This window comes from Pseudomonas asiatica (genome assembly GCF_009932335.1).
Classification (GTDB): domain Bacteria; phylum Pseudomonadota; class Gammaproteobacteria; order Pseudomonadales; family Pseudomonadaceae; genus Aquipseudomonas; species Aquipseudomonas asiatica.
Map to the genome: position 1 here is coordinate 713,208 of NZ_BLJF01000001.1, position 20,130 is coordinate 733,337.

At 63.5% G+C, this 20,130-nt stretch carries 20 protein-coding genes and 1 pseudogene; 10 read left to right on the top strand and 11 right to left on the bottom strand.

Features of this window, described 5'->3' with window-relative positions; genetic code table 11:
• Window positions 1-106 precede the first annotated feature (106 nt).
• Window positions 107-1,045, top strand: coding sequence for a LysR family transcriptional regulator (locus tag GYA95_RS03265; RefSeq protein ID WP_043935432.1), 939 nt, complete (start codon window positions 107-109; stop codon window positions 1,043-1,045).
• 124 nt (window positions 1,046-1,169) lie between these two features.
• On the opposite strand, the gene GYA95_RS03270 is transcribed toward GYA95_RS03265, so the two are convergent.
• Together GYA95_RS03270 and GYA95_RS03275 are read right to left on the bottom strand one after the other, a co-directional pair.
• Window positions 1,170-1,640, bottom strand: a complete 471-nt coding sequence (locus tag GYA95_RS03270) for a GreA/GreB family elongation factor (RefSeq protein ID WP_015269371.1) — start codon at window positions 1,638-1,640, stop codon at window positions 1,170-1,172.
• A gap of 2 nt (window positions 1,641-1,642) precedes the next feature.
• Window positions 1,643-2,041, bottom strand: coding sequence for a hypothetical protein (locus tag GYA95_RS03275; protein ID WP_013971528.1), 399 nt, complete (start codon window positions 2,039-2,041; stop codon window positions 1,643-1,645).
• A gap of 130 nt (window positions 2,042-2,171) precedes the next feature.
• Here GYA95_RS03275 and earP point away from each other — a divergent pair, with 130 nt between their 5' ends.
• On the top strand, window positions 2,172-3,299 hold the full coding sequence (earP, locus tag GYA95_RS03280) for an elongation factor P maturation arginine rhamnosyltransferase EarP (RefSeq protein WP_015269372.1): 1,128 nt from the start codon (window positions 2,172-2,174) through the stop codon (window positions 3,297-3,299).
• Between the two features lie 48 nt (window positions 3,300-3,347).
• Window positions 3,348-3,917, top strand: coding sequence for an elongation factor P (gene efp / locus GYA95_RS03285; RefSeq protein WP_013971530.1), 570 nt, complete (start codon window positions 3,348-3,350; stop codon window positions 3,915-3,917).
• 57 nt (window positions 3,918-3,974) lie between these two features.
• Here the strand turns inward: efp and GYA95_RS03290 are convergent, their stop codons facing one another.
• The 3 genes from GYA95_RS03290 to GYA95_RS03300 form a co-directional block, all read right to left on the bottom strand.
• Window positions 3,975-4,403 carry an organic hydroperoxide resistance protein gene (locus GYA95_RS03290; protein ID WP_013971531.1) on the bottom strand — a complete coding sequence of 143 codons (429 nt, stop codon included), beginning with the start codon at window positions 4,401-4,403 and terminating at the stop codon, window positions 3,975-3,977.
• Window positions 4,404-4,544: 141 nt separating this feature from the next.
• Complete coding sequence (locus GYA95_RS03295; protein WP_003260416.1) at window positions 4,545-5,000, bottom strand: MarR family winged helix-turn-helix transcriptional regulator; 456 nt, start codon at window positions 4,998-5,000, stop codon at window positions 4,545-4,547.
• A 58-nt stretch (window positions 5,001-5,058) separates the two neighbouring features.
• The gene (locus tag GYA95_RS03300) at window positions 5,059-6,012 is read right to left on the bottom strand and encodes a LysR family transcriptional regulator (protein WP_013971533.1); all 954 of its coding nucleotides are present in this window, start codon (window positions 6,010-6,012) and stop codon (window positions 5,059-5,061) included.
• 114 nt (window positions 6,013-6,126) lie between these two features.
• Here GYA95_RS03300 and GYA95_RS03305 point away from each other — a divergent pair, with 114 nt between their 5' ends.
• Entirely contained in the window at window positions 6,127-6,876 is a 750-nt protein-coding gene (locus GYA95_RS03305) for a sulfite exporter TauE/SafE family protein (RefSeq protein WP_015269373.1), read from the top strand.
• Window positions 6,877-6,946: 70 nt separating this feature from the next.
• Here the strand turns inward: GYA95_RS03305 and GYA95_RS03310 are convergent, their stop codons facing one another.
• The gene (locus GYA95_RS03310) at window positions 6,947-7,798 is read right to left on the bottom strand and encodes a LysR substrate-binding domain-containing protein (RefSeq protein ID WP_015269374.1); all 852 of its coding nucleotides are present in this window, start codon (window positions 7,796-7,798) and stop codon (window positions 6,947-6,949) included.
• 96 nt (window positions 7,799-7,894) lie between these two features.
• On the opposite strand from GYA95_RS03310, the gene GYA95_RS03315 reads away from it, so the two are divergent.
• On the top strand, window positions 7,895-8,113 hold the full coding sequence (locus GYA95_RS03315) for a DUF1127 domain-containing protein (protein ID WP_015269375.1): 219 nt from the start codon (window positions 7,895-7,897) through the stop codon (window positions 8,111-8,113).
• A gap of 111 nt (window positions 8,114-8,224) precedes the next feature.
• Here GYA95_RS03315 and GYA95_RS03320 read toward each other — a convergent pair whose 3' ends face one another.
• A complete protein-coding gene (locus GYA95_RS03320) occupies window positions 8,225-9,571 on the bottom strand; it encodes a class II 3-deoxy-7-phosphoheptulonate synthase (protein WP_015269376.1) in 1,347 nt (448 codons plus the stop codon).
• A 116-nt stretch (window positions 9,572-9,687) separates the two neighbouring features.
• Between GYA95_RS03320 and GYA95_RS03325 the strand changes: the two genes are divergently transcribed.
• Window positions 9,688-10,443 (top strand): spermidine synthase, encoded by a 756-nt coding sequence (locus tag GYA95_RS03325; RefSeq protein ID WP_015269377.1) that lies wholly within the window; start codon window positions 9,688-9,690, stop codon window positions 10,441-10,443.
• 458 nt (window positions 10,444-10,901) lie between these two features.
• Window positions 10,902-12,615: pseudogene (locus GYA95_RS03330) on the top strand (DEAD/DEAH box helicase).
• 125 nt (window positions 12,616-12,740) lie between these two features.
• On the opposite strand, the gene GYA95_RS03335 reads toward GYA95_RS03330, so the two are convergent.
• Entirely contained in the window at window positions 12,741-13,508 is a 768-nt protein-coding gene (locus GYA95_RS03335; protein ID WP_015269379.1) for a DODA-type extradiol aromatic ring-opening family dioxygenase, read from the bottom strand.
• A gap of 101 nt (window positions 13,509-13,609) precedes the next feature.
• On the opposite strand from GYA95_RS03335, the gene GYA95_RS03340 reads away from it, so the two are divergent.
• Window positions 13,610-14,272 carry a thiopurine S-methyltransferase gene (locus GYA95_RS03340; RefSeq protein ID WP_015269380.1) on the top strand — a complete coding sequence of 221 codons (663 nt, stop codon included), beginning with the start codon at window positions 13,610-13,612 and terminating at the stop codon, window positions 14,270-14,272.
• Window positions 14,273-14,313: 41 nt separating this feature from the next.
• On the opposite strand, the gene htpX is transcribed toward GYA95_RS03340, so the two are convergent.
• Entirely contained in the window at window positions 14,314-15,201 is an 888-nt protein-coding gene (htpX, locus tag GYA95_RS03345; protein ID WP_003259721.1) for a protease HtpX, read from the bottom strand.
• A gap of 275 nt (window positions 15,202-15,476) precedes the next feature.
• Window positions 15,477-16,688, bottom strand: a complete 1,212-nt coding sequence (locus GYA95_RS03350; RefSeq protein ID WP_013971543.1) for a pyridoxal phosphate-dependent aminotransferase — start codon at window positions 16,686-16,688, stop codon at window positions 15,477-15,479.
• A gap of 167 nt (window positions 16,689-16,855) precedes the next feature.
• Between GYA95_RS03350 and msrB the strand changes: the two genes are divergently transcribed.
• Both msrB and GYA95_RS03360 read left to right on the top strand, forming a co-directional pair.
• Window positions 16,856-17,251 carry a peptide-methionine (R)-S-oxide reductase MsrB gene (gene msrB, locus GYA95_RS03355; RefSeq protein WP_015269381.1) on the top strand — a complete coding sequence of 132 codons (396 nt, stop codon included), beginning with the start codon at window positions 16,856-16,858 and terminating at the stop codon, window positions 17,249-17,251.
• A 13-nt stretch (window positions 17,252-17,264) separates the two neighbouring features.
• Entirely contained in the window at window positions 17,265-17,753 is a 489-nt protein-coding gene (locus GYA95_RS03360) for a glutathione peroxidase (RefSeq protein WP_015269382.1), read from the top strand.
• Here GYA95_RS03360 and GYA95_RS03365 read toward each other — a convergent pair.
• Window positions 17,743-20,100 (bottom strand): hybrid sensor histidine kinase/response regulator, encoded by a 2,358-nt coding sequence (locus GYA95_RS03365; protein WP_015269383.1) that lies wholly within the window; start codon window positions 20,098-20,100, stop codon window positions 17,743-17,745. The two genes, GYA95_RS03360 and GYA95_RS03365, sit on opposite strands and share 11 nt — an antisense overlap.
• Window positions 20,101-20,130: the final 30 nt, after the last annotated feature.

A 20,130-nucleotide genomic window follows, 5' to 3' on the forward strand; every position in this document is an offset into this window, starting at 1 on the left:
CTGGAAGCCAGGCCGGAATGCCTTGGATGGGCGCAGTATCGGCGCTTGATTACCTGCTGATAAGATGGTAATCACTATCAGCAGAGTAAACCTTTGGTTGCCAATCATGGCCATGGAATCATTCAACGCGTTGGAATGCTTCATCCGCAGTGCCGAAGTCGGCAGCTTTGCCGAAGCCGCCAGGCGCCTCAGCATTACCCCGGCTGCCGTAGGCAAGCATGTTGCCCAGTTGGAAGCGCGCCTGGGGGTGCGGTTGTTCCAGCGTAGTACCCGCAAGCTGACCCTGACCGAGGCAGGGCAGCGATTTCTGGGGGAGGTCAGTGACAGCTTCCGCACCATCCAGTACGCCGTGGCCAACCTGGCCAGCAGCGAAGGCCAGCCGGCCGGGTTGTTGCGGGTGAGCATGGGCACGGTATTCGGGCGCTTGTATGTGTTGCCATTGCTGGGTGAGTTCCTGCGTCGCTACCCGGCCATTACTCCGGACTGGCATTTCGACAACCGCCAGGTCGACCTGATCGGCCAGGGCTTCGATGCGGCGATTGGCGGAGGTTTCGAGCTGCCGCCGGGGGTGGTGGCGCGCAAGCTGACCCCGGCGCACAGGGTGCTGGTGGCGGCGCCGGCGTACCTGGGGCGGCACGCGCCGATTGACGACCCGCAGGTATTGCAACGGCATGACGGTATCCTGATCCGCTCGCCGCAGACTGGGCGGGTGCGGTCATGGCCGTTGACCAGCCGCTGGCAGGTGCAGCAGCCATTGCAGTTGCGCCAGACGATGACCATGAGCGATTCGGATGCGGCTTGCGCGGTGGCCGAGCAGGGCTTGGGGATCGCCCTGGTGAGCCTGCCGTTTGCCGTGCCGTACCTGGAAGGCGGACGGCTGCGGCGGGTGCTGCCGGACTGGTATGTGGACGATGGGCATATCAGCCTGTATTTCGCCGAGCACAAGCTGTTGCCGGGCAAGACCCGGGCGTTTGTCGATTTTGTGGTGGAGCAGTTCGCAGAGCAGGGGTTGGCGCGGCGGTTCGATGCCTTGCAATCCGTGTAGGAGCAGCCTTGTGCTGCGAAGGGGCCGGTAAGGCAAAAGATCTTCTGTGTTGCTCATGGCCCCTTCGCAGCACAAGGCTGCTCCTACAAGGGGTATCACTGGCCTGAGGGGCGAAGAGGCCGGTTCAGGCAATATCGACGATGACCAATGTCTGTGCCCCCAGGTTTACCTCATCATCAACCTTCTTGCCGACCAGTTGTTGCCCCAGCGGCGAGCGCGGGGTAATCACCGTCACCAGCCCATCCCCCTCGCCAATCTTCAACCCCGCCGCCTCGGGGCCGAGGAACAGTCGGCGCTGCCCGCCATCTTCATCCTCCAGCGTCACCAGGTTGCTCACCTGCACCCCGCGTGCCGGGTCGTAATCGCGCAGCAGCAGTTGCTGGTAGGTCAGCAGCGCCTTGCGGATCTCGGCGCTGCGGCGGGCCTGGCCGGTGGCCAGGTACGAGGCCTCCAGGCCCAGGGTGTCGTACTTGTTCTCGGCGATGTTCTCTTCGGCAGTGGCGACTTCGTACGCAGTTTGCGCTGCGCGGGTCAGCACATCCAGGTCATGTTCGAGGGTGGCGACGATCTGTGCCAGCAGGCTGGGCTTGTCCATGGTCAGTAACAGAACTCCAGCACGTTGGCCTGGCTTTTGTCGGTGGGCGCGGTGCGGTTCTGCTGCAGCCAGAACTGGCACTTGGGGCTGTTGAGGTTGCGCGGGTTGCCCTGGGCGGCCTCGGCGGCCTGTTGCAGCTCCTGCTTGTGCAGGATGTCCTTGTAGCGTTCGAACATTTCCGCCTGGGCATCCGCCGCAGGGGCTGGCGCTGGCGGCGCGGCAGGCCGGTACGCGGCGGGGGCCACGGCTTGGGCCAGTGGCTGTACCTGCTGTGGCCACAGTTGCAGGGCCAGCCACAGGCTTGCGGCGATCGCCACGGCGCCCAGCCACAGGCCAAAGGCAACGCACACGATCAACGGCAGCGGCTTGAGGGTGATCTTCAGTTCACGGTGGCGCGCCATGGCAGCCTCCTGGCAGGGTGTTCGGGGGGCATTGTCGCATGCGCCTGGGCATTTTTCCGCGCAGGTGCTTTTGTCAGCGACAATTTATACGCAGAATGCGCGGTTTTTCCGCTGGGCGAGGGCAGGGCACATGAAAGCCACTTGGGACATCTTCTGCAGCGTCGTCGACAACTACGGCGATATAGGCGTGACCTGGCGCCTGGCCCGGCAGCTGGTGGCCGAGCACGGCCTGGCTGTGCGCCTGTGGGTGGATGACCTCAATGCATTCACGCCCATGTGCCCCGGGGCCGATGCCACCGCCCCGCAGCAGTGGCAGCACGGTGTGGATGTGCGCCAATGGCCGGTAGCCTGGTTGCCGGTGGCGCCGGCTGATGTGGTAATCGGTGCCTTCGCCTGCCAATTGCCAGCAGCCTATGTGGAGGCAATGCGTGCTCGTGTCACGCCGCCGCTGTGGCTGAACCTCGAATACCTCAGTGCCGAGGACTGGGTGGAAGGTTGCCATGGCTTGCCTTCGCCGCAGCCCAATGGCTTGCGCAAGGTATTTTTCTTTCCAGGCTTCACTGAAAAAACCGGTGGCCTGCTGCGCGAGGGCTCGCTGCTGGCACGGCGTGATGCGTTCCAGCAAGGCGCACGGCAGGCCTTCTTGCACGGGCTTGGCGTGAACCCTGAAGCGGGGGCGTTGCTGATTTCCCTGTTCGCCTACGAAAACCCGCAATTGGGCAACTGGCTTGAGGCCCTGGCCTCAGGCGAGCAACCTTGCCACCTGCTGGTGCCGCAAGGGCGCGTTGTCGCGGGGCTCGGCCAGTGGCTTGGCGAGGCGGTACTGCAAGTGGGCAGCGTGCGCAAGCGAGGGGCGCTGACCCTGCAGGTGCTACCTTTCGTCAGCCAGGACGACTACGACCGATTGCTGTGGAGCTGTGATTTCAATGCCGTGCGCGGCGAAGACTCGTTCGTGCGCGCGCAGTGGGCCGGGCAGCCGATGCTGTGGCACATTTACGTGCAGGACGAGAATGCCCATTGGGAAAAGCTCGAAGCGTTTCTCGCGCATTATCGACAGGGGTTGTCAGGCGATGCCGATGCCGCCCTGCTTGGCCTGTGGCGTGCCTGGAACATGGACCGCGACATGGGCCAGGCCTGGCAGGCAGCCCGTCAGCACTGGCCGGAACTGCAGCAGCATGCCCGGCTTTGGGCGGCGCGACAGGCCGCTCAGCCGGACCTTGCCACAGCGCTAGTACACTTTTACCGAAATTCGCTATGATACGCGGCCTCGATTTTTATAAATCCATCCAGATTCGGATACTTCGTAATGAAAACTGGTAAAGAACTGAAACCCGGTACCGTCCTGCGGATCGACAACGACCCGTGGCTGGTTCAAAAAGCTGAGTTCACCAAGTCGGGCCGTAACAGCGCGATCATGAAGACCAAGCTGAAGAACCTGCTGACCGGCTACAAGACCGAAACCGTCTACGGTGCAGACGACAAGCTGGACGACGTGATCCTGGATCGCAAAGAAGCGACCCTGTCGTTCATCAACGGTGACGAATACACCTTCATGGACACCACCGACTACACCATGTACGAACTGAACGCCGAGGACATCGAAGCCGTTCTGCCGTACATCGAAGAAGGCATGGAAGACGTCTGCGAAGCCGTGTTCTTCGAAGGCCGCCTGGTATCGGTTGAACTGCCGACCACCATCAGCCGCCAGGTTGTCTACACCGAGAACGCTGCACGCGGCGACACCTCGGGCAAGGTCATGAAGCCTGCCAAGCTGAAGAACGGTACCGAGATCTCGGTTGCCGACTTCATCCAGATCGACGAGTGGATCGATATCGACACTCGCGACAACAGCTTCAAAGGCCGTTCCAAGAAGTAATCCTTCTTGTGAAACGCAAAAAACCCGGCCTAGGCCGGGTTTTTTTATGCCTGTGGCTTACACGGTCACATGCAGGCGCACATCCACATTGCCGCGGGTGGCGTTGGAATACGGGCACACTTTGTGGGCCTTTTCCACCAGCCCTTCGGCATCGGCCTGAGCCAGACCCGGCAGGTTGATGTGCAGGTCGATGTCCAGGCCGAAACCACCTGGAATCTGGCCAATGCCCACTTTCGCGGTGATCGAGGCGTCCGCCGGCAGGGCTTTTTTCTCCTGCCCGGCCACGAACTTCAGGGCACCGATGAAGCACGCCGAGTAACCTGCGGCGAACATCTGCTCGGGGTTGGTGCCGTCACCGCCAGCGCCACCCAGTTCCTTGGGGGTGCTCAGGCTGACCACCAGCTTGCCGTCACTGGAGCGGGATTTGCCATCGCGCCCACCGGTGGAGGTAGCTTCTGCGATGTACAGCGGAGTGACCTTTTGCATCTTGAGCCTCGCTAATGTGCTGTGCGCTCCCCGTCTGGAGGAGGGCGCGGGTTGGTGTGGGATTTAAATTAGCGCGCAATTAGTTAGTGCGCAAGATAAATCATCACCGTTCATCTGAACGGCCATCGCACAGCATAGCTGTCAGAGGGTTTTCTGCAGGTTCTCCCGCAGCGCCAGCAGGTCGGCCTGCAGTTGTTGCAGCTGTTCCAGGCTGCGCCCGCTGGCCTTGAGGATGCACTGCGGCACTTCTTTGGCCTGCTGCTGCAAGGCGCGGCCCTTGTCGGTCAGCTGCACCAGTACCACCCGTTCGTCCTCGCGGCTGCGGTTGCGCTGCAGCAGGCCTTCGCTCTCCAGACGCTTGAGCAGCGGTGTCAGCGAACCGGGGTCGGTGAGCAGGTGCTGGCTGATCTCGCCTACGGTCAGGCCATCGTGCTCCCAGAGCACGAGCATGGCCAGGTACTGCGGGTAGGTCAGGCCCAGGGCCTGCAGCAGCGGTTTGTAGACCTTGGTCATCAGCAACGAGGTGGAGTGCAGGGCGAAACAGACCTGGTTGTCCAGCAGCAGCTCGTCACAGGAGGCTTGGGTGTCGGCGTTCATGCAGGTCCTTGAAGGTAATCAATGGGAAAGTCTGGCACGCGGATCGTTAGTGCGCGCTTTATTCGCGCAGCTCACTGCGCAAGGCCAGGTCCCAGGGTGGAATCGGGCTGAAGCGGCTCTTGAGAAATTCGAGCAGCAAACGGCTGCGAGAGTTCGTTTCATGTTCCAGGCGAAGTGCGTAAATACCGCTGGTTTCCGCTTTGGGCAAGCCACCGTCGCAAAACAACGGTATCAACTCGCCGCGCAGCAGGTATTCGCTGATCAGCCAAGTAGGCAGGTGGGCTATGCCTAAGCCTGCGAGCGCACCGAACAGCAGGGTTTCGGCGTTGTTGGCGGCCATGCGCATGCGTGAGGGGCGGTACAGGCGGGTTTGCCCGGCCACGTTGAAACGCCAGGCGAATGGTGGCGCAAGGCCGTCCCAGTCCAGGCCGTCGTGCCCTGGCAGCTCGCTGGGGCAGCTGGGCATGCCGCGGCTGGCCAGGTAAGCCGGGCTGGCGCAGGCGATGCGCACCATGTAGGCCAGTGGCGTGGCGACCAGCCGGGTGTCGGCCAGGGGGCCGGCGCGCAGCACCAGGTCGACCTCGCCCAGGTGGCTGCCATGCAGGTCGACGAAGCTGTCGATCAGGCGCAGTTGCACATCCAGGCCCGGATAGGCGACCAGAAAGTCGGCGATGGCAGGGGCCAGGTGACGGCGGCCGAATGCGGCGGGGGCGTCGATGCGGATCAGGCCTTCGGGGGCATTGCTCAGCGACACCGCTTCAGCGCGGGCCAGGCGCAGTTCCTCGATGATGCGCCTGGCCCGTTCGGCAAAGGCGTTGCCTGCAGGCGTGGCACGCACGGCGTGGGTGCTGCGGGTGAACAGGCGGCTGCCCACGGCGCTTTCCAGGTTGTCGATGCGGCGGGCCACGGCGGAAGGCGTCAGCGGGTGACGGCGGGCGGCGGCAGAAAAACTGCCGGTTTCCAGCACATCGAGGAACAGGCTTAGCTGGTCGGTGAGGGTATCGGGGCTCATGGCTGCCTTGCTTTTGCGAAAAACGCACAGCCATTGTGCGCTGCTGTGCGTTTCCCCACCAGCCCGCAATCGATAGCATGCTCGCTTTATGTGTACAGGCGGATGAGGCCCCTGATGATCGAGTGGTTGTTGTATATCGTGTTGGGCGCAGCCCTGGGGACCATGGGTGGCCTGTTCGGCATTGGCGGCGGGCTGATCGCGATTCCGGCGCTGGGCGTGCTGTTCGGCCTGGACCAGCAGTTGGCGCAGGGCACTGCGCTGGTGATGGTAGTGCCCAATGTGCTGCTGGCGCTGTGGCGTTATCACCAGCGTAACCGCATCGAGTTGCGCCATGCGGTACCGCTGTCGCTGTGCAGCTTCGTGTTCGCCTGGCTGGGGTCGATCTGGGCGGTCGGGCTGGATGCGCATTCCATGCGCCTGGGCTTCGTCGGCTTCCTGGTGGCCCTGGCGGTGTGGAACGTTGCGCGGATGTTCATGAAGGTAACGCCGCCCAGCGCCGAGTTGCGCTATGCCTGGCCTTGGCTGGGTGTACTGGGCAGCTTTGCCGGGACCATGGGCGGCTTGTTCGGAGTTGGTGGGGCCGTGGTAGCCACGCCGATTCTGACCAGTGTGTTCGGTACCACCCAGGTGGTGGCGCAGGGGCTGTCGCTGGCGCTTGCGGCGCCAAGTACCTTGGTAACCCTGGTCACCTACGGGGTGCACCACAGTGTTGACTGGGGGGTGGGGATCCCATTGGCGGTGGGCGGCTTGCTGAGTATCAGCTGGGGGGTGAAGTTGGCCCATGCGTTGCCGGAGAAGGTGTTGCGGGCGATGTTCTGTGTGTTTTTGGTGGGTTGTGCGGTGATGCTCGGGTTCGAGCTTTGAAATTTGGGGCCGCTTTGCGGCCCATTCGCAGCACAAGGCTGCTCCTACAGGGGGACATGCCCGCTGCGGCTCACTTGAACCCTTCGACAATGTAGTCGGCCATGCAATCGGTAATCGGCGAAGGGTTCTGGGTACTGCGCACCAGCATCACATTGGCCACCGGTAACTGCGGCAACCCTTCGTTTTCGCCCAGAATGCGGATATTCCCGCCAATCAGGCTCTGCAACTGTGCGGTCACCGCCAACCCTGCGGTGACGATGGCAAAGATCGCTGCCAGGCTCGGGCTGGTATAGGCGATGCGGTAGTCGATGCCCTGGGCCTCCAGGGCATTGCAGGTCCAGGCCCGGCAGAAGCAGTCGGTGTTGAACAAGGCTACCGGCATGGGGCGTTGCTCCTGCGGGCAGAAGCCTTCCGCGGCGGCCCAGACCAGGCGTTCCTGGCGCAGCAGCTGGCCAATCTCGTTACCCGGCTCACGGGTGACGATGGTCAGGTCCAGGTCCTGGCGCAGCATCAGTTGTTTGGAGGAGTCGCAATGCACCTCCACCTGCACCAGCGGGTAGGCCTGGGCAAAGCTCGACAGGATGGTCGGCAAAAAGCGCATGGCATAGTCGTCCGGCGTGCCGATGCGTACTACCCCGACCATGTGCGGCATGCGCAGGGTGTTGAACACTTCCCCATGCAACTTGAGGATGCGCCGCGCATAGCCGAGCAGCACCTGGCCCTCGGCGGTCAAGCGCACCTGGCGGCCATCGCGCTCGAACAGCTGGCGCTGGAGGATGTCCTCTTCCAGGCGTTTCATCTGCATGCTCACCGCCGACTGGGTGCGGTTGACCACCTCGCCGGCGCGGGTGAAGCCGCCCTGCTCGGCGATGGCCACGAACGTGCGCAGTACGTCCGCATCGAGGCTCTGGTACTGGGACATTGCATCAATCTCCGAGATGCATGGCATCAGAAACATTCGTTGGATTGATCTTATGCCTGGCAGGAGACTGGAGCCATCAACACGGAGGGCTTCACGATGAAAGGTCATGTCAGCAGCATCCAGCAACCTGCCTTTTCCCTGAACCACCTGTGGCATGCCGCCCTGCAGCGCCCGGCGCGATGGCTGCAGCTATACCGCCAGCGCCAGGAACTGGCCAGCCTGAGTGATGCGACCCTGCACGACCTGGGGCTGAGCCGGGCGGATATCCAGCAGGAGGCCGAGCGGCATTTCTGGGATGATCCGCTGAGGAGGTGAGTTGGGGCGCAGAGGTGTTTGGCTGGAGGTTTTTAGCGCCTGTGAGATCGAGCGCCGCCCGCGCGGCGCTCGATCTCACAGGCGCTGAAAATCCCAAGGCATGCCCCAACCTCAGCGCCGCACCTGCTTGAGGGTTTCGGCAATCAGGAACGCCAGCTCCAGCGACTGGTCGGCATTCATCCGCGGGTCGCAGTGGGTGTGATACCGGTCGGACAGCGCATCCTCGGTGATCGGCCGGGCGCCGCCGATGCATTCGGTGACGTTCTGCCCGGTCATCTCGATGTGAATGCCGCCGGCGTGGCTACCCTCAGCTTGGTGCACCTGGAAGAACTGCTTCACCTCATCCAGGATCTGCGCAAAATCGCGGGTCTTGTAGCCGCTGCTGGCCTTGATGGTGTTGCCATGCATCGGGTCGGAGCTCCACAGCACCTTGCGCCCTTCGCGTTCGACCGTGCGAATCAGCCCCGGCAGGTGGTCGCCGACCTTGCCGGCACCCATGCGCACGATCAGGTTCAGGCGCCCGGGGTCGTTGGCCGGGTTCAGCGTGTCGATCAGGCGGATCAGTTCTTCGGCGTTCATGCTGGGGCCAACCTTGACCCCGATCGGGTTGTGCACGCCGCGCAGGAACTCCACATGGGCACCGTCCAGCTGGCGGGTGCGGTCGCCGATCCACAGCATGTGCGCCGAGCAGTCGTAGTAGTCGCCGGTCAGGCTGTCCTGGCGCACGAAGGCTTCTTCATAGTTCAGCAGCAGTGCTTCGTGGGCGGTGAAGAAGCTGGTTTCGCGCAGCTGCGGCGCGCTGTCCAGGCCGCAGGCGCGCATGAATGCCAGGGTTTCGTCGATGCGGTTGGCCAGCTGGTGGTACTTGTCGGCCAGCGCCGAGTTGGCGATGAAGTCCAGGTTCCACTTGTGCACCTGGTGCAGGTCGGCGAACCCGCCCTGGGCGAAGGCGCGCAGCAGGTTGAGGCTGGCGGTGGCCTGGTGGTAGGCCTGCAGCAGGCGTTCCGGGTCGGGGATGCGGCTTTTCGCGTCGAAGCCGATGCCGTTGACGATGTCGCCACGGTAGGCGGGCAGGGTGATGTCGCCGATGGTTTCATCGCCCGATGAGCGCGGCTTGGCGAATTGCCCGGCCATGCGCCCGACCTTGACCACCGGGCAGCCGGCGGCGAAGGTCATGACAATGGCCATCTGCAGCAGCACCTTGAAGGTGTCGCGGATTTTCGCCGCCGAGAACTCGGCGAAGCTCTCGGCGCAGTCGCCACCCTGCAGCAGGAAGGCGCGGCCTTCGGTGACCTCGGCGAACTGCCGGCGCAGCTCGCGCGCCTCGCCCGCGAACACCAGCGGCGGGTAGCTGGCCAGGGTCTGTTCGACCTTCAGCAGGTGCGCGGCATCGGGGTAGGTCGGTTGCTGCTGGATCGGCAGGGCGCGCCAGCTGTCGGGGCTCCACGGTTGGTTCATCTCGGGCTCGGTCTTGTCGGTTGTAGGCTATGGGCCATGGTAACAGTTGGCGCTGCGCTTGTTGCATCGAGGGTGTTGGCGGACAATGCGCGTTTTTGTGCGGGTAGGTGGTGAGCATGGCGGCGGAACGGGAAGAGCGGCTACTGGCACGGGTGCAGGACGCCTTTGGCGTCATCAGCGTGTATGAAGTCGACGACTACCGCTTTCTGGAATTCGGCGATGCGATCGAGCAGAGCTGCGTGTTCACGGCCGACCCCAGCTGGCTTGAGTACGACTATACCCGCGCCATGCTGGTGGGGGCGCTGTGCCACGAGCAGCCGGAGAGCGCGCTGTTTCTCGGCCTGGGTGCCGGCACGCTGACCCAGGCCTGCATGAAGTTCCTGCCGCTGGACGACATCGAGGCCATCGAACTGCGCCCGGACGTACCGCGCCTGGCCATGGAGTACCTGGGCCTGGATGACGATCCGCGGCTGTATGTACGCATCGGCGATGCGCTGGAGCTGTTGCCCACGGCGGAGAAGGCCGACCTGCTGTTCGTCGACCTGTACACCGACCATGGGCCGGGGGTGGGCCACCTGGCGTGGAACTTCCTGGAGAACTGCCAGCAGCAACTGAACCCGGGTGGTTGGCTGGTGATCAACCAGTGGGCCACCGACGACGGCAAGCCGCTGGGCGCGGCGTTGCTGCGCGGGTTGTACCACCGGCATTACTGGGAGCTGCCGGTGAAGGAGGGCAATGTGATCCTGCTGGTGCCGGCGGACCTGGAGCAGACGCTGGACCTGGATGGGCTGAAAGCCCGGGCCCAGGCGCTGGCGCCGCGCCTTGGGTACAGCCTCGAGGGGCTGATCCGCGAGATTCGGCCGGCTACCTGAATGGCTGGCGCGGCCTATGCGAGACCTGATGGCTGTAGCGGTTCGTGTAGGAGCGGCCTTGTGTCGCGAAAGGGGCGCGTAGCGGCCCCGGATTCCAGCGTCAATGCAAATATTGCCGGGGCCGCTCTGCGGCCCTTTCGCGACACAAGGCCGCTCCTACACGGACCGCGACAGGCTCCAGGGGATTATCGATTCAGCTTGCTGTGATTGATGGCCCGACACTGGCCAAGCACCCTGAAAATATTCCTCACGTCTGCGCACGATTTCGGGTATAGTACGCGCCGGTCTTTTAGCGGACCGCAAAATCAGGTGGTGCAAACCCTCCGAGTCCAGCTTCGGCTGCACGTCCGCTAGGCGGACTTTCCCACGTTTTCTTTTTCAATCGTTTTCGCAAATCCCCGCCGCCAAAGCTGCCTGGGTGACCTGTCGGTCTTTCATGGCTTGTGCAGCTTTGGAGCATGGGTCTTTGCGGATGCACCTAGAGGCAGACCCATGACCCAGGAAACCGGCGGCTTCGCCGCTCTCGATCTCAATCCGAATATTGTTGCTGCCGTTCTGGCGACCGGCTACGAAGAGCCGTCCGCCATTCAGCAACAATCGATCCCGATCATCCTCGCCGGTCACGACATGATCGGCCAGGCGCAGACTGGCACCGGCAAGACCGCTGCCTTCGCCCTGCCGATCCTCAACAAGATCGATGTGAGCAAGCGCGAACCGCAAGCCCTGATCCTGGCGCCAACCCGTGAGTTGGCGCTGCAAGTTGCTACCGCTTTCGAAACCTACGCCAAGCAGATGCCGGGCGTGAACGTGGTCGCCGTCTACGGTGGTGCCCCGATGGGCCCACAGTTGCGTGCGATCCGCAACGGCGCGCAAATCGTCGTGGCCACCCCTGGCCGTCTGTGCGACCACCTGCGTCGTGACGAAAAAGTCCTGTCGACCGTGCAGTACCTGGTACTGGACGAGGCCGACGAGATGCTCAAGCTGGGCTTCATGGACGACCTCGAAGTGATCTTCGATGCCATCCCGGCCAGCCGCCAGACCGTGCTGTTCTCCGCCACCCTGCCGTCGTCGATCCGCTCGATCGCCGAACGCCACCTGCGCGAGCCCAAGCACGTCAAGATCCAGAGCAAGACCCAGACCGTTACCGCGATCGAGCAGGCTCACCTGATGGTCCACGCCGACCAGAAGATCCCGGCTGTGCTGCGTCTGCTGGAAGTGGAAGAGTTCGACGCGCTGATCGCCTTCGTGCGTACCAAGCAAGCCACCCTGGACCTGGCCTCCGCGCTGGAAGCCAAGGGTTACAAGGCTGCCGCGCTGAACGGCGACATCGCCCAGAACCAGCGTGAGCGCGTGATTGACTCGCTCAAGGATGGCCGCCTGGACATCGTTGTCGCTACCGACGTCGCTGCCCGTGGCCTGGACGTACCGCGCATCACTCACGTGTTCAACGTCGACATGCCGTACGACCCGGAGTCCTACGTACACCGTATCGGCCGTACCGGCCGTGCCGGTCGCGATGGCCGTGCACTGCTGCTGGTCACCCCGCGTGAGCGCCGCATGCTGCAGGTGATCGAGCGTGTAACCGGGCAAAAAGTTGCCGAAGCCCGCCTGCCGAATGCCCAGGCCGTGCTGGATGCCCGCATCAAGAAGCTGACCTCGAGCCTGGCGCCACTGGTTGCCGAAGCAGAAGCCACCCACGGCGATCTGTTCGACCGCCTGACCGCCGACCTGGGTTGCAGCGCGCGTGCCCTGGCTGCCGCCCTGCTGCGCAAGGCCACCAATGGCCAGGCGCTGGACCTGGCTGCGGTAGAGCGTGAGCAGCCGCTGGTGCCGAGCTTCGCCCCGCGTGGTGAGCGTACCGAGCGTGGTGAGCGTGGCGAACGCTCTGAGCGTGGTGACCGCGAGCGCCGTGCGCCGATGCCGCTGGCCGAAGGCCGCGTGCGTTGCCGTACTGCTCTGGGTGCCCGTGACGGCATCGCTGCCAAGAACCTGCTGGGCGCGATCCTCAACGAGGGTGGTCTGGCTCGTGACGCCATCGGCCGCATCCAGGTGCGCGACAGCTTCAGCCTGGTCGAGCTGCCGGAAGATGGCCTGGAGAAGCTGCTGTCCAAGCTCAAGGACACCCGCGTGGCTGGCAAGCAGCTGAAGCTGCGTCGCTACCGCGAGGATTGATCCTGGCGCAATGAAAAAATCCCCGGCTTTGGCTGGGGATTTTTTTGCCTGTGCACAGGTGACGCGTAACCCCTGTAGGAGCGGCCTTGTGTCGCGAAAGGGGCGCAAAGCGCCCCCGGCTATCTTCAGTCGAACCGATAAATGTCCATCCCCAACGCCCCCAAGGTAAACCCTTGGTGCACCACCCCGAACTTGCCGCCAGCCCCCAGGGCAAAGAACAGCGGCAGGAAATGCTCATCACTGGGATGGTTGCGCACCGCAAACGGCGCCTGCTGCCGATAACCCAGCAACGCTTCCTGGTCATTCGCCCGAAGCTTTTCCACCACCCAATCCCTGAACGCCAGTGCCCAAGGCTCGATCACATCCGGCCCGGCATGCCAGTCCAGTTCGCCCAGGTTGTGGGTAATGCTGCCCGAACCGATCAACAGCACGCCCTGGTCGCGCAAGCCCGCCAACGCCTGGCCTACCTTGACCTGCAGTGCCGGCCCCATATGGCTGGGCAGTGAAACCTGCACCACCGGAATATTCGCATCCGGGTACATCAGCGACAGCGGTACCCAGGCGCCGTGGTCGAACGGCCGCTGCGCGTCCAGCCGGGCTGTCAGCCCGGCAGCCTGCAGCAATTCACTGACCTGGCCAGCAAGGGTGGGATCACCCGGCGCCGGGTACTGCACCGCATACAGCGCCGGTGGGAAGCCGTAGAAGTCATGCCAGGTCTCTGGTTGTGCGCTGCCGGTAACCAGCAGTTCGCGGCTTTCCCAGTGCGCCGACACCACCACGATCGCTTTCGGCCGGGGCAGGGCGTTGGCAAGCCCTGCCAGCGCAGGCCCGCTGGCGCCGGGTTGCAGGGCAAGCATGGGAGAACCATGGGAAATGAACAGGCTGGGCAGCATGGCGGGGTCCTGACGGTTAAGATGCAATCATCTTCGATCAACTACAGATCGAAATCCAAACCAACTTTTACCGACAAACCATCTAAAAATCAGGAGTGATCATGGAGCCAGCGTTCTGGCAGCAGCGGTGGGCCGACAACCAGATCGGCTTTCACCAGGCGCAGGTGAACCCCTATCTGCAGAGGTACTGGCCAACGCTTGGCCTGGCGCCGGGCAGCCGCGTGCTGGTGCCGTTGTGCGGCAAGAGCCTGGACCTGGCCTGGCTGGCCGGGCAGGGGTATCGCGTGTTGGGCGTAGAGTTGTCGCGGCAAGCGGTGGAGGCATTCTTCTGTGAGCATGGGCTTGAAGCCGAGGTGCAGCAGCGCGGGTTTTTCGAAGTTTGGCGCAGTGGTGACGTTGAGCTTTGGTGTGGGGATTTCTTTGCGTTGCAGGCAGGGGATGTCGGTGACTGCGCGGGGCTTTATGACCGGGCGGCGGTGATTGCATTGCCGCCGCAGATGCGTGGGGCGTACATGCAGCTGTTGTCGAGCTTGCTGCCGGCGGGTTGCCAGGGGGTGGTGGTGACTCTGGACTATGACCAGGTTTTGCTGGGCGGGCCGCCGTTTTCGGTGGGGGATGAGGAGCTGCGGCAAGGGTTTGCCGGGTGGCAGGTGGATGAGCTGGAGGCTGAGGAGGTGATTGAGGAAAGCCCGAAGTTTTTGCAGGCCGGGGTATCGAGTTTGTTGGAGCGGGTTTACCGGGTCAGCCGGTGCAGGCAAGCATAAAAAAGGGCGACCGAAGTCGCCCTTTTGTTTTACTGGTTGGATCAACCGCGACGGCGCAGGGCCTCGATACGGTCTTCCAGCGGCGGGTGGCTCATCAACAGCCCGGCCAGGCCATGCTTCAGGCCACCATTGATGCCGAAGGCCTTCATGGTGTCGGGCATGTGCACCGGCAGGCCTTGCTCCACGCGCAGGCGCTGCAGCGCACCGATCATCGCCGCGGTACCGGCCAGCTGTGCACCGGCTTCGTCGGCGCGGTATTCGCGGCGGCGCGAGAACCACATCACGATCATGCTGGCCAGAATGCCCAGGATCAGCTCGGCAACGATGGTCGCCACGTAGTAGGCAATGCCCTGGCCTTCTTCGTTCTTGAAGATCACCTTGTCGACGAAGTTGCCGATGATGCGTGCGAAGAACATCACGAAGGTGTTCACCACGCCTTGCACCAGCGCCAGGGTGACCATGTCGCCATTGGCCACGTGGCCGATCTCGTGGGCCAGCACTGCGCGTACTTCATCGGGCGAGAAACGCTCCAGCAGGCCCTGGGACACGGCGACCAGCGCGTCGTTGCGGTTCCAGCCGGTGGCGAAGGCGTTGGCCTCGTACGCCGGGAAGATACCCACCTCGGGCATCTTGATGCCCGCTTCACGGGACAGCTCTTCGACCGTTTGCAGCAGCCACTGCTCGTGGCGGGTGCGCGGCTGGCTGATGATCTGGGTACCGGTGGTCATCTTCGCCATCCACTTGGAGATGAACAGCGAAACGAGGGAGCCGGCAAAGCCGAACACGGCGCAGAACACCAGCAGGCTGCTGAGGTTCAGGTCGACCCCGTTGGCGGCCATGAACCCGTTGAAACCGAACAGGCTCAGGGTAATGCTTGCAACCAGCACCACCGCGAGGTTGGTGGCTACAAACAACAGAATGCGCATCATGGTTGTTACGTTCTCCTGACGGATGAGTTGTCGCTTACTGCGGGGTATATAAGGGGCCGGCCGTGCCGATTCAATCGGGCGACTATTTCAAACTGTGTACGGCGGAGTATGGCAGAGGATGGCGCAGGGGCTGTGGGATAGAGCGTTGCAGGATGTAAGAAACATCCTGTGGGGTTTTTGGGGCTGCTTTGCAGCCCATTCGCAGCACAAGGCTGCTCCTACAGGGGCATGCGTTCTCCTGTAGGAGCAGCCTTGCGCTGCGAGGAGGCCATCACTTACTGCGAATAACCTTTCAGGAAATTCCCGATCCGGCCAATCGCCGCCTCCAGGTCATCCACCCGCGGCAAGGTGACCACGCGGAAGTGGTCCGGCCACGGCCAGTTGAACGCCGTACCTTGAACGATCAGCAGCTTCTCCGACAGCAGCAGGTCGAGCACGAACTTCTCGTCGTTGTGTATCGGGCAAACCTTCGGGTCGATCTTCGGGAATGCATACAGCGCACCCATCGGCTTCACGCAGCTAACGCCCGGGATGTCGTTCAGCAACTCGTAGGTGCGGTTGCGCTGCTCCAGCAGGCGGCCCGGTGGCAGCACCAGGTCGTTGATGCTCTGGTAGCCGCCCAGCGCGGTCTGGATGGCATGCTGGGCCGGCACGTTGGCGCACAGGCGCATGTTGGCCAGCATGTCGATGCCTTCGATGTAGCTTTGCGCGTGGTGCTTGGGCCCAGAGATGATCAGCCAGCCGGAACGGAAGCCCGCCACCCGGTACGACTTGGACAGGCCGTTGAAGGTCAGGCACAGCAGGTCGGGGGCCAGCGAGGCGGTGCTGATGTGCACGGCTTCGTCGTACAGGATCTTGTCGTAGATCTCGTCGGAGAACACCACCAGGTTGTGCTGGCGGGCCAGTTCCAGCATGCCCAGCAGCAGCTCTTTGGAGTACACCGCGCCGGTCGGGTTGTTCGGGTTGATGATCACCAGGGCCTTGGTGTTCGGGGTGATCTTGGCCTTGATGTCCTCAAGGTCGGGGAACCAGTCGGCCTGCTCGTCGCACAGGTAGTGCACCGGCTTGCCGCCGGCCAGGCTCACGGCGGCGGTCCACAGCGGGTAGTCGGGGGCGGGGATCAGCACTTCATCGCCGTTGTTGAGCAGCGCCTGCATCGACATCACGATCAGCTCGGACACGCCGTTACCCAGGTAGATGTCCTCGATGCCGACACCTTCGATCTGCTTCTGCTGGCAGTACTGCATCACCGCCTTGCGCGCGCTGAACAGGCCCTTGGAGTCGCTGTAGCCCTGCGCGGTGGGCAGGTTGCGGATCACATCCTGGAGGATTTCGTCAGGCGCCTCGAAGCCAAACGGCGCCGGGTTGCCGATGTTCAGCTTGAGGATGCGGTGGCCTTCCTCTTCCAGGCGCTTGGCGTGCTTGAGCACTGGGCCGCGAATGTCGTAGCAGACATTGGCGAGCTTGTTCGATTTGCTGAACTGCATGATGGGATCCCGATTGAGAAAACGCGCTACGCCCCGCCGAAAGGTTTGAAAGGGCAGGAAGCGGGTGCCAGACTGAACGCCTGGCACACGAAGCCAACTAATATACGTGCCACCCGCGCCCCGGAAAAGACGGTGCGCTGTGAAATTCAGCCTGCCGAGGTCCCTACATGCAAAAGATCGAGAAAACCCTGGAACAATGGCGGTCGATGCTCGACCCCGAGCAGTACCAGGTGTGCCGCCTCAAGGGCACCGAGCGGCCGTTCAGCGGCAAGTACAACAGCGAGCGCCGCGACGGCATCTACCACTGCATCTGCTGCGGCCTGCCGCTGTTCGATGCGCAGACCAAGTTCGATTCCGGCTGCGGCTGGCCGAGCTTCTACGCACCCATCGAGGAAAGCGCGATGATCGAGATTCGCGACACCTCCCACGGCATGATCCGCACCGAAGTCACCTGTGCCCGCTGCGATGCGCACCTGGGCCACGTGTTCCCCGATGGCCCGCCACCGACCGGCCTGCGCTACTGCATCAACTCGGTGTGCATCGACCTGCGCCCGCGCGACTGACCGGAGCCCGACCATGGCTGGATCGATACTGGACATCCCCTGCGTGACCCTGGGCGGCGAGCACAAGAAGCTCGGCGACTTCCCCGGCAAGGCGCTGCTGGTGGTCAATACCGCCAGCCAGTGCGGCTTTACCCCGCAGTACAAGGGCCTGGAGCAACTGTGGCAGGCCTATCGCGCGCGCGGGCTGGTGGTGCTGGGCTTCCCCTGCAACCAGTTCGGCAAGCAGGAGCCGGGCGATGCACGGGAAATTGCCCAGTTCTGCGAGCGCAATTTCGGCGTGAGCTTCCCGCTGTTCCGCAAGGTCGAGGTCAACGGCCCCGGCAGCCACCCGCTGTTCGTCGAACTCAAGCAGCGCGCCCCGGGCATTCTGGGCAGCCAGAAGATCAAGTGGAATTTCACCAAGTTCCTGGTCGACCCGGCCTCTGGCCAGGTAACGCGCTACGCCCCCACCACCAAGCCGCAGGCCCTGGAAGCGGACATCGAGCGCCTGCTCAGCCGTTGACAGGCACCCAGTGCTCGACCAGCGCCAGCAGCTCTTCACGGCGGAACGGCTTGGCCAGGTAGTCGTTCATGCCGGCTGCCCGGCAGCGCTCGCGCTCTTCGGGCATGGCGTTGGCGGTGAGGGCGACGATTGGCAGGTCGGGCCAGCGACCGCTTTGGCGGATACGCCGGCTGGCCTCGTAGCCGTCCATCACCGGCATGTTGCAGTCCATCAGGACCAGATCGAATTCGTCCTGTTCCAGTAGCTCCAGGGCCTCGGCGCCTTGGGTGGCCAGCTGTACCTGGCAGCCGAGCTTGACCAGCATGCCCTTGGCCACCAGCTGGTTCACCGGGTTGTCCTCCACCAGCAGGATGCGCGCGCGGCCTTGTTCCAGGATGATGGTCGGGGTCGCCAGCGGGTGTTCGGGCTCATGGCCCTGCAAGGTGCGGCGCAAGGTCTGGTACAGGGCGTTGCGCGCCAGCGGCCGGGCCAGCTGGTGCAGGGGGGCGAGGGCGACCGACTGTTCGCTGGGCAGGAAGTTGCCGTAGGCGGTCACCAGCAAGATCGGTGTTTTCAATGCCGGTCGCAGTTCGAACAGGTGGTCCAGGCTGTCGGTGATCAGCAGGTCGATGGCCGTGGCGTCGAGCCCCGCGCAGCTGTCATGGTGCTGGTAGGCAAGGCCCCAGGCGGGCAACAGGTCCTGCAATAGTTCATCGAGGCCGCTGCCGGCCGTGCTCAGCGCCACCACGCGCCCGTGCAACGGTGCCGGCGCAATGGCCTCGGTGTGCACGGCCAGCGGCAGCTCGGCGGTGAAGCGGCTGCCGAAGCCAGGGTCGGACTTGATATGCAGGTGGCCCTGCATGGCCTTGCACAGGTTGCGTGTCAGCGCCAGGCCCAGGCCGGTGCCGCCGTATTGGCGGGTGATGCCGGCGCCGGCCTGGGTGAATGGCTGGAAGATCCGTGCCTGGGCTTCTTCGGGGATGCCGATGCCGGTGTCGCGCACTTCCAGGCGCACACCACCGACAATGGTCGCCAGGCGCACATCCACGCGGCCGAAGCGGGTGAACTTGAGGGCGTTGGACAGCAGGTTGCTGACGATCTGCCGTACCCGCGTCGGGTCGCCAAGCACGCTGCTGGGGAAGTCGCGGGCGATCAGGCAGGTTAGCTCCACGCTTTGCGCGGTGTTCTGCGACAGCAGGTTGGCAGTGTCCTCGACCATCGAGCCCATGTCGAACGGAATGCGCTCCAGCTCCAGTTGGCCTGCATCGAACTTGGACAGGTCGAGAATATCGTTGAGCAACTCCACCAGCACCTTGCCCGAGTCATGGGCAATCGCCAGTTGCTGGCGTTGCTCGCTGGGCAGCGGGCTGTCCAGGGCGAGGGCGATCATGCCGAGCATGCCGTTGAGCGGGGTGCGGATTTCGTGGCTCATGTTGGCGAGGAAGGCAGCGCGTGCCTGGGCCATGTCCAGCGCCCGGCGGCGGGCTTCTTCCAGCTCCTGGTTGGACTGGCTCAGGCTGCTGTTGCTGGCCTTCAACTCGTTGGTGCGTGCCGAGACGATATCTTCCAGCTCGTTGAGGTACTGGGTCAGGCGGTTTTCCGCGGTGCGCCGCTGATCGATCTCGGTGGCCATGCTGACGAACTGCTGGTTGGCGACCCTTACCAGTACGCCGATCTCGTCATGTTCATGTCCGGGTGGGCATTGCAGGCGGCTTTGCGTGGGTTTGCGCGGGTCGCTGCCGCTGAGCGCGCCAATTACCGTCACCAGCGGCTTGGTCAGCATCATGTAGAACAGCGCCAGGAGGATGCCGGTCAGCACCAGGCTACGGGCGAAGCCGTTGAGCAGGGTGATCCCGGCACGGTCGAGAAAGCGGCTGCCGAAGGCGTAGGTGTCCACCTCCAGGTAGAGGGTGCCGAGGTTTTCCTCGGGCATGTGGGTCAGATACAGGCGTTCCTTGAACTGGCGCTGATCGCCGAACAGGAAGTCGCTGAGTGGCCGGTAGCGGTCCTCCAGGCGCGGCCGTTCGACGTCGGCCAGTACCGTTTCGTTGTTGTCGATCAGCCGCGCACGGATGATGGCCGGCGACTCCAGCAGGCCGCGAGTCAGCTCCAGCGCCAGTTCCGAGTCGATGTTGTAGGCGATGCGCGAGGCCGGGTTGTGGCTGATTTGCAGCAAGGCGCGTACTTCACGGTTGATGGACGCGTCTTCGCTGGCATAATCGATGCCGATCTGGATGAGACTGAGCAATGTTCCCAGGATGAAGCCGACCAGGACTGTCAACCGGGCTTGCTTGTATGACAGGCGATTGGTGAACTTTATATCCATGTGTCCCGAGCCGGTTTCACGTCCCTTGCGCTGCGCAAGCATAGCCGAATAGCCCCGGCTGCTGGTGGGTCT

What these genes read in the sequence shown, in the direction of transcription:
- GYA95_RS03265 (WP_043935432.1), top strand. Translation starts at nt 107, where the DNA reads ATGGCCATGGAATCATTCAACGCGTTGGAATGCTTCATCCGCAGTGCC.
- GYA95_RS03295 (WP_003260416.1), bottom strand. Translation starts at nt 5,000, where the DNA reads ATGAACGCCGACACCCAAGCCTCCTGTGACGAGCTGCTGCTGGACAAC.
- msrB (WP_015269381.1), top strand. Translation starts at nt 16,856, where the DNA reads ATGCAAAAGATCGAGAAAACCCTGGAACAATGGCGGTCGATGCTCGAC.
- GYA95_RS03275 (WP_013971528.1), bottom strand. Translation starts at nt 2,041, where the DNA reads ATGGCGCGCCACCGTGAACTGAAGATCACCCTCAAGCCGCTGCCGTTG.
- GYA95_RS03335 (WP_015269379.1), bottom strand. Translation starts at nt 13,508, where the DNA reads ATGCTGCCCAGCCTGTTCATTTCCCATGGTTCTCCCATGCTTGCCCTG.
- GYA95_RS03365 (WP_015269383.1), bottom strand. Translation starts at nt 20,100, where the DNA reads ATGCTTGCGCAGCGCAAGGGACGTGAAACCGGCTCGGGACACATGGAT.
- GYA95_RS03325 (WP_015269377.1), top strand. Translation starts at nt 9,688, where the DNA reads ATGGCGGCGGAACGGGAAGAGCGGCTACTGGCACGGGTGCAGGACGCC.
- GYA95_RS03350 (WP_013971543.1), bottom strand. Translation starts at nt 16,688, where the DNA reads ATGCAGTTCAGCAAATCGAACAAGCTCGCCAATGTCTGCTACGACATT.
- efp (WP_013971530.1), top strand. Translation starts at nt 3,348, where the DNA reads ATGAAAACTGGTAAAGAACTGAAACCCGGTACCGTCCTGCGGATCGAC.
- GYA95_RS03305 (WP_015269373.1), top strand. Translation starts at nt 6,127, where the DNA reads ATGATCGAGTGGTTGTTGTATATCGTGTTGGGCGCAGCCCTGGGGACC.
- GYA95_RS03270 (WP_015269371.1), bottom strand. Translation starts at nt 1,640, where the DNA reads ATGGACAAGCCCAGCCTGCTGGCACAGATCGTCGCCACCCTCGAACAT.
- earP (WP_015269372.1), top strand. Translation starts at nt 2,172, where the DNA reads ATGAAAGCCACTTGGGACATCTTCTGCAGCGTCGTCGACAACTACGGC.
- GYA95_RS03340 (WP_015269380.1), top strand. Translation starts at nt 13,610, where the DNA reads ATGGAGCCAGCGTTCTGGCAGCAGCGGTGGGCCGACAACCAGATCGGC.
- GYA95_RS03360 (WP_015269382.1), top strand. Translation starts at nt 17,265, where the DNA reads ATGGCTGGATCGATACTGGACATCCCCTGCGTGACCCTGGGCGGCGAG.
- GYA95_RS03290 (WP_013971531.1), bottom strand. Translation starts at nt 4,403, where the DNA reads ATGCAAAAGGTCACTCCGCTGTACATCGCAGAAGCTACCTCCACCGGT.
- GYA95_RS03315 (WP_015269375.1), top strand. Translation starts at nt 7,895, where the DNA reads ATGAAAGGTCATGTCAGCAGCATCCAGCAACCTGCCTTTTCCCTGAAC.
- GYA95_RS03300 (WP_013971533.1), bottom strand. Translation starts at nt 6,012, where the DNA reads ATGAGCCCCGATACCCTCACCGACCAGCTAAGCCTGTTCCTCGATGTG.
- GYA95_RS03310 (WP_015269374.1), bottom strand. Translation starts at nt 7,798, where the DNA reads ATGTCCCAGTACCAGAGCCTCGATGCGGACGTACTGCGCACGTTCGTG.
- htpX (WP_003259721.1), bottom strand. Translation starts at nt 15,201, where the DNA reads ATGATGCGCATTCTGTTGTTTGTAGCCACCAACCTCGCGGTGGTGCTG.
- GYA95_RS03320 (WP_015269376.1), bottom strand. Translation starts at nt 9,571, where the DNA reads ATGAACCAACCGTGGAGCCCCGACAGCTGGCGCGCCCTGCCGATCCAG.